Origin of the sequence: Blastomonas sp. CCH1-A6, from assembly GCF_001556365.1 — a bacterium.
GTDB lineage: Bacteria > Pseudomonadota > Alphaproteobacteria > Sphingomonadales > Sphingomonadaceae > Blastomonas > Blastomonas ursincola.
In genome coordinates this window covers 1-6945 of the sequence record NZ_LSIS01000002.1, presented here as the reverse complement: position 1 = coordinate 6945, position 6945 = coordinate 1, and the positions used below count along the sequence as shown (strand labels likewise).

General features: G+C 65.4%; 6 protein-coding genes. All 6 read right to left on the bottom strand.

Features of this window, described 5'->3' with window-relative positions; all coding sequences use genetic code 11:
• Positions 1 to 106: 106 nt before the first annotated feature.
• Positions 107 to 1252 (bottom strand): acyl-CoA dehydrogenase family protein, encoded by a 1146-nt coding sequence (locus AX735_RS00140; RefSeq protein WP_066274033.1) that lies wholly within the window; start codon positions 1250 to 1252, stop codon positions 107 to 109.
• A 3-nt stretch (positions 1253 to 1255) separates the two neighbouring features.
• The gene (locus AX735_RS00135) at positions 1256 to 2470 is read right to left on the bottom strand and encodes an acyl-CoA dehydrogenase family protein (RefSeq protein WP_066274030.1); all 1215 of its coding nucleotides are present in this window, start codon (positions 2468 to 2470) and stop codon (positions 1256 to 1258) included.
• 237 nt (positions 2471 to 2707) lie between these two features.
• On the bottom strand, positions 2708 to 3232 hold the full coding sequence (locus AX735_RS00130) for a DUF1254 domain-containing protein (RefSeq protein WP_066274028.1): 525 nt from the start codon (positions 3230 to 3232) through the stop codon (positions 2708 to 2710).
• Entirely contained in the window at positions 3229 to 3807 is a 579-nt protein-coding gene (locus AX735_RS00125) for a DUF1214 domain-containing protein (RefSeq protein WP_066274026.1), read from the bottom strand. Before AX735_RS00125 ends, AX735_RS00130 begins: the two co-directional genes overlap by 4 nt.
• A gap of 146 nt (positions 3808 to 3953) precedes the next feature.
• Positions 3954 to 6617, bottom strand: a complete 2664-nt coding sequence (gene ppdK, locus AX735_RS00120; RefSeq protein ID WP_066274024.1) for a pyruvate, phosphate dikinase — start codon at positions 6615 to 6617, stop codon at positions 3954 to 3956.
• Positions 6618 to 6659: 42 nt separating this feature from the next.
• Positions 6660 to 6945, bottom strand: a 286-nt coding sequence (locus tag AX735_RS00115) for a DALR anticodon-binding domain-containing protein (RefSeq protein ID WP_446471759.1), incomplete at its 5' end; no start/stop codon positions are given.

Here is a 6945-nt window from a genome sequence, read left to right as displayed (position 1 = left end):
TGGGGTGGGGCTCTATGCCCGCAATCCCCTCACCCAACTTCGCCTAGCCCGGCTCCACCGGATCAAGGCTGCGTATCCCTCTCCCCTGAAGGAGAGAGGGTTTTTATCAGAACAACAGGTCGGCCAGCTTGGCGCGGTGCCAGGCCGCATCGCCGAACTGGCTGGCGTGCCAGATGGCGCTGCGGCGATAGAGCCCGGCATCGCAATCGTGCGTGAAACCGAAGCCGCCATGGAACTGCACCGCGCGGTCGGCGGCGAAGCTGTACGCCTTGTCGGCGCTGGCCTTGGCCATGCGCACCGCGATCTCGCCCACGCCCTGCTGGCCGAAATTGTGCGCAGCGCTGAGCATGTGCGAGCGCGCCTTTTCGTACGCCACATAGGCATTGGTGATCGGGTGCTTGAGCGCCTGATATTCGCCGATCAGCTTGCCGAACTGCTTGCGGGTCTTGAGATACTCGATCGTATAGTCGATCGCGCTCTGCGTGCCGCCGCACATTTCCGCCGCCTGGAGCAGCGCGCTCGCCAGCTCGATCTGGTTCAGCGCACTGGCCGAGCGGCCCGCATCGAGCAGCGCCGAAGCCGGAATAGTGACGCCGTCGAGCGTGAGCTCGTAGGTGCGCCGGGTCTCGTCGACGATGATCTCGCGGCGCAAGGCGCTGTCCGCAATCGCGGCGCGCTCGATCAGCGCCAGCCGCACCGCGCCATCGACATTGACCGTGGCGATGACCAAGGCCGCGTCCTTGGCATAGGCGACGAACTGCTTGGTGCCGGACAGCGCATAGCCCTCGCCGCTCGCCTTCGCGGTCACCTCGACATGGGCCAGCGTCCAGTCGCCATGCGGTTCGTACAGCGCCAGCGTCGCGATCTCGCCCGCGACGATCCGCGGCAACCACTCGCCGCATTGCGCCTCGTCGGCTGCGGCAAGCAGCGCCTGCGCCGCGACGGTGCAGGTGGAAAAGGGCGTGGTCAGCAGTCGCCGTCCCATCTGCTCGGCGATCGGCGCGACCTCGGCCATCGACAGGCCAACGCCGCCATGCGCCTCGGGGATCGCGATGCCAAGCCAGCCCAGTTCGGCAATCTCCTGCCAGACTTGCGGGTCATAGCCGCGCTCGTCCTCCATCAGCTTGCGCACCTTGTCGATCGGCGACTTGTCGCGGCAGAAGCTGGTGGCGACGTCCATCAGCTCGATCTGCTCCTCGCTGTAACCAAGGCCGCCGAGGTGATTGGCGAGATTTTCTTCGCTGAAAGCCATCTCTTAGCGTCCTTTCGGCAGGCCAAGCACATGCTCGGCGACGATGTTGCGCTGGATTTCGGACGTGCCCCCACCAATCGTGGCGGAGAAGCTGTTGAGATAGCTGCGGTGCCAATAGCCATTGTCGACCGCGCACGGATCATCGACATAATAACCGCCGCGCGTGCCCTGGAAGGCCAGCGAGAATTCGGTCAGCTCGCGGATCATCTCGGTGCGCGCGAGCTTATTCATCAGCGCGAGGCCCATCGGCCGGTCCTGCACCAGCGGCCCCATGCGGCGGCGCTGGTTGTTGAGGTTGAGCGCCTGGATGTCGATCATGAAATCGACCATCCGGTCCTTCATCACCGGATCGTCGAGCAGCGCCTTGCCGCCGCGCTGCGACTGGCGCGCCAGTTCGACCACGCCCATCGCATCGAGTTCCTTGAGGAAATAGCCGCCCGCCAGATTGACCTTGGCACCGCGTTCGTACTCGAGCGTCTTCATCGCGATCTGCCAGCCATCGCCCTCGTTGCCCATCAGGCATTCGGCGGGGATGCGCGCATCGGTGAAGAAGCACTGGACGAAGCCATATTCGCCGGTGAGCTTCTTGATCCGCCGCGTCTCGATGCCCGGCGCGTGCATCGGCGCGAGGAAGAAGCTGAGGCCCGCGTACTTGTTCGGCCCTTCGTTCGAGGTGCGCGCGAGCAGGATCATGTATTTCGCGCGGTCGCCCAGCGAGGTCCAGATCTTGGAGCCGTTGAGCACGTACTCATCGCCGTCGCGCACGGCCTTCAGCTGCGCATTGCCGAGGTCGGAGCCGTTCTCCGGCTCGGAGAAGCCTTGGCACCAGATATCCTCTGCGCTCAGCATCCCCTTGATATATTTCTTCTTCTCTTCCTCGCTGCCGATGTCGAGGATCAGCGGTCCGGCCCAGCCGATGCCGATGGCGTTGAGCATGATCGGGCCGTCATATTTCTTCATCACCTTGGTGGCGATGCGCTGGAAATCGGGGTGCAGCCCGCCTCCGCCATATTCGACCGGCCAGCTCGCGCCGAGATAGCCCGCCTCGTAGACCTTGCGCTGCCAGTTGCAGAGAAACTCGAACTGCTGGTCGGTGCTCACCTCCATGAAGGTCAGCGGCAGCATGAAGCCGGGGTCCTTGGGCGTGTTCTCGCGGAACCAGGCATCGGCCTGGGCCTCATAGTCCGCCAACTCGGCAGCGGTGGGACGGGTTGCCATGTCGCTCTCCTTTGCGCGTTCGATCCGGGCCGCGTTGGGATTCGCGGCCTCGTTTAATCGTTCGGTTAAACGGAGATATGCAGGGGTCTGCGGCGCTTGTCTAGGGCGGGAAATGAAATTCCTTACATCGCTGTCAGTGGCCAGCGTATCCTCGTCACCTCCGCGCAGGCGGGGGTCCCGCTTTCTTTCCGACCACCGACGCAAGAGCGGGATTCCCGCGTTCGCGGGAAGGACGGGTCACCCCTTGAGAGGACGACAGAAAGACTGCTTGCGATACGCATCCACCGCGCCGATCTCCGCCCGGTTGTTGAGCAGGACGCGGATCAGCGCGACACCCTTGGCATCGGGCATGACGATCTTGCGCGCGCCCTTGGGCACGGCCTGATCCGCCGTCGCCAGCACCAGCCGGATAGGCTTGCCGCCGGTATCGCGGTCGCTCTCGACGAACGCGACATCGGTCACGCTGTCGAACACGGTCAGCGACCAGTAATGCGCGGGCACCGGCGCGATCATCACCTCGAGCGGAGCCTGGGTCAGGTCGAAGGCGCAGATCGAATAGGCAAGGTCGGGACTGGGCCGGACGATCGTCTGCCGCTCGGCGACGACCGGCGGGGTATGCGTCATCTTGTTATACCCCGCCTGATCCGCCAGCCGGTTCCAGGCGCGGTCCATGATAACGCTGGGGGCGGCAGCGAGCGTGCCGTACCAGGCGGCGACTGCGGCGATCATCGCCAGGACGACGGGTCCGATCCAGCGGCTCATGCGCCGCACTCCCCGCGCTCGATGCGCGGCAGCGGCACGCTCCCGCGCTTCGCCAGCAATTCACGCGAGGGATGATAGGCGCGCAGCGTCAGTTCGAACGGCTGATCGTCGGGCATCGCGATCCAGTGCGTGCCGGTGCGTTTGCGCGCGATATCGACGGTCCAGTTCGTCTTCTCTTCGGGCGGTATCGCCGCGCTGCCGACCGAATAGACGCTGGCCGGGTTGGGGATGAGATAGCCCGCGCTGTCGTACAGCGTCAGGCTCCACCAGCGCGCGTCGATCGCGCCGCCGGTGACGCGATAGGCGCATCTGCCGGTGAGTTTGCGGCCCTGGCTGTCGGTGGAAGCGTTGAAATAAATCGCCTCGCGCTCGGGCAGCGCCAGCAATCCGCGCAGCGCGACCGTCGCGCGGGTGGCGACGCTCGCATCGGCGGTGCCGACCTTCTCGCCGGTGCGCCACGGTCCGTTCTCGATCCCCATCGCGGCAAAGCTCTGCTTGAGCTGCAACGCCGCCGCGCCGGTGCCCAAAACGAGCCCGACGACCAGCATGATGCCATAGCGAAACCCGGTCCGCATGCGATCCCCTCCCTGTTTTGACACAGGCTATGCCGGAAGACCGGGGGGAATGGCAAGCGCGATTGGTGGGATCAGCCAGTCCTTGTGCTGCCCAGCCCTCCTCCCCCTTGATGGGGGAGGGCTTTGAGGAAAGTGCAAGTGCTCGCTCAGCCCTTTTTCAGCGCTGCCTGCGCCGCTGCCAACCGCGCGATTGGCACGCGGTACGGCGAGGCGCTGACATAATCGAGGCCGGCGGTTTCGCAGAACGCGATGCTCGCCGGATCGCCGCCATGTTCGCCGCAGATGCCGAGCTTGATCTCGGGACGGGTCTTGCGGCCCTTTTCGACCGCGATCTCGATCAGCTGACCGACGCCCTCAATGTCGAGGCTGACGAACGGGTCGCGCGCAAAAATGCCCTTGTCGACATATTGGGTGAGGAACCGTCCGGCATCGTCGCGGCTGACGCCGAGCGTCGTCTGGGTGAGGTCATTGGTGCCGAAGCTGAAGAATTCGCCGACCTCGGCAATCTCGTCCGCCATCAGCGCGGCACGCGGGAGTTCGATCATCGTGCCGACGAGATATTCGATCCGGCGGCCCTTCTCAGCGAACACCATCTCGGCGGCGGTATCGACCACCTTCTTCATCAGCTCGAGCTCGCGGCGGGTCGCGACCAGCGGGATCATCACCTCGGGGATAGGAGCCGCGCCACTCTTCTCCGCGACATCGCACGCCGCCTCGAAGATCGCGCGCGCCTGCATCTCGTAGATTTCGGGATAGGTCACGCCCAGACGGCAGCCGCGATGGCCCAGCATCGGGTTGAACTCGTGCAGCTCATTGGCGCGGCGCTTCAAGACCTCGACACCGACGCCGGCGGCTTCGGCGACCTCGGCAAACTCGCTCTCGCTGTGCGGCAGGAACTCGTGCAGCGGCGGATCGAGCAGGCGGATGGTGACCGGCAGGCCCGCCATCACCTCGAAGATGCTGTGGAAGTCGCCGCGCTGTTCGGGCAGCAGCTTTTCGAGCGCCGCGCGGCGGCCCGCTTCATCCTCGGCCAGGATCATCTGGCGCACCGCGGTGATGCGGCTCGCCTCGAAGAACATGTGCTCGGTGCGGCACAGACCGATGCCTTCCGCGCCGAAATCGCGCGCGACGCGGCAATCCTCGGGCGTCTCCGCATTGGTGCGCACCTTCAAGCGGCGGACCTTGTCGGCCCAGCCCATCAGCACGCCGAAATCGCCGACCAGCTCGGGCTGAACGGTGGGCACCTCGCCCAGCATCACCTCGCCCGAGGCACCATCGATGGTGATCGTGTCGCCCTCGCGCAGCTCGCGCTTGCCGATGCGCAACACGCGCTCCTTGGTGTCGATCGACAGGCTGCCCGCGCCCGAGACGCAGGGCCGGCCCATGCCGCGCGCCACGACCGCAGCGTGGCTGGTCATGCCGCCGCGCGCGGTCAGGATGCCCCTGGCGGCGTGCATGCCGTGAATGTCCTCGGGGCTTGTCTCGATGCGCACCAGGATCACCGCATCGCCCATTTCGTTGCGGCGCTCGGCGGTATCGGCGTCGAACACGATGATACCGCTCGCCGCGCCCGGCGAAGCGGGAAGCCCCTTGGTCAGCACGTCGCGCGCCGCAGACGGGTCGAGCGAGGGGTGGAGCAGCTGATCGAGCGCCATCGGGTCGACGCGCGCGATCGCCTCTTCCTCGGTGATCAGGCCTTCATTGGCCATTTCCACCGCGATGCGCAAAGCCGCCTTGGCGGTGCGCTTGCCCGATCGGGTCTGCAGCATCCACAGCTTGCCGCGCTCGACGGTGAACTCGATGTCCTGCATGTCGCGATAGTGCTTTTCGAGAATGTCGAACACCCGCGCCAGCTCGGCATAGGTTTCCGGCATCGCCTCTTCCATGCTCAGCGGCTTGGCATTCGCCTCCTCGCGCGCCTGCTTGGTGAGATATTGCGGCGTGCGGATGCCCGCGACCACGTCCTCGCCCTGCGCGTTGATCAGGAACTCACCGTAATAGAGATTCTCGCCGGTCGAGGGGTTGCGCGTGAACGCCACGCCCGTCGCCGAGGTGTCGCCCATATTGCCGAACACCATCGCCTGCACGTTGACCGCAGTGCCCCATTCGGACGGAATGTCGTTGAGGCGGCGATAGACCTTCGCGCGCTCCGACTGCCAGGAGCCGAAAACCGCCGCGACCGCGCCCCAGAGCTGGTCGTTCACGTCCTGCGGGAAGGGCTTGCCCCACTGGTCCTCGACCAGCGCCTTGTATTCGCCGACCAGCGCCTTCCAGTGCTTCGCCTCCATCTCGGTATCGCTGAAGAAGCCATTGTCTTCCTTCATGATTTCGAGCGCTTCCTCGAACGCATCATGGTCGAGGCCGAGCACCACGTCCGAATACATCTGGACGAAGCGGCGATAGCTGTCCCAGGCGAAACGCTCGTCGCCCGACACCTGGGCGAGGCCCTGCACGGTCTCGTCGTTGAGGCCGAGGTTGAGCACCGTGTCCATCATGCCCGGCATCGAGACGCGCGCGCCCGAACGGACCGAGACCAGCAGCGGATCGGCGGCATCGCCGAACTTCTTGCCGGTAACGCCCTCGATATGCGCGAGGCCCTCTGCCACTTCGGCCTTCAGGCTGTCGGGGAACACCTCGCCATCCTGATAATAGCGGGTGCACATTTCGGTGCTGATGGTGAAGCCGGGGGGCACCGGCAGGCCGATCGAGGCCATGCCATCGAGATTGGCGCCCTTGCCGCCGAGCAGATTCTTGTTGCCCGCACCGCCATCATTGGCGCCGCCCCCGAAACGGTACACATATTTGGTCATCAGCTTCAGCCTGTCCGTGTTTGAATGGGTTATCGGTCGAAGTTAACCCTCGATCTTCGAAAAATCGGCGACGCGGTGGACCGCAGCGCGGAACCGCGCGAGCAGGTTCAGCCGCGCCTCGCGCTTGGCCGCGTCCGCATCGTTGACGGTGACGCTCTCGAAAAACGCATCGATCGGCGCGCGCAGCGCAGCGAGCGCGGCCATCGCGCCTTCGAAATCCTCGGCGGCGATCGCGGCATCGGCAGCGGGTTCGGCGGCATCCAGCGCGGCGATCAACGCGGCCTCGGCAGGTTCCAACCCCTCTCCCCCCGGGAGAGGGGTTGGAACC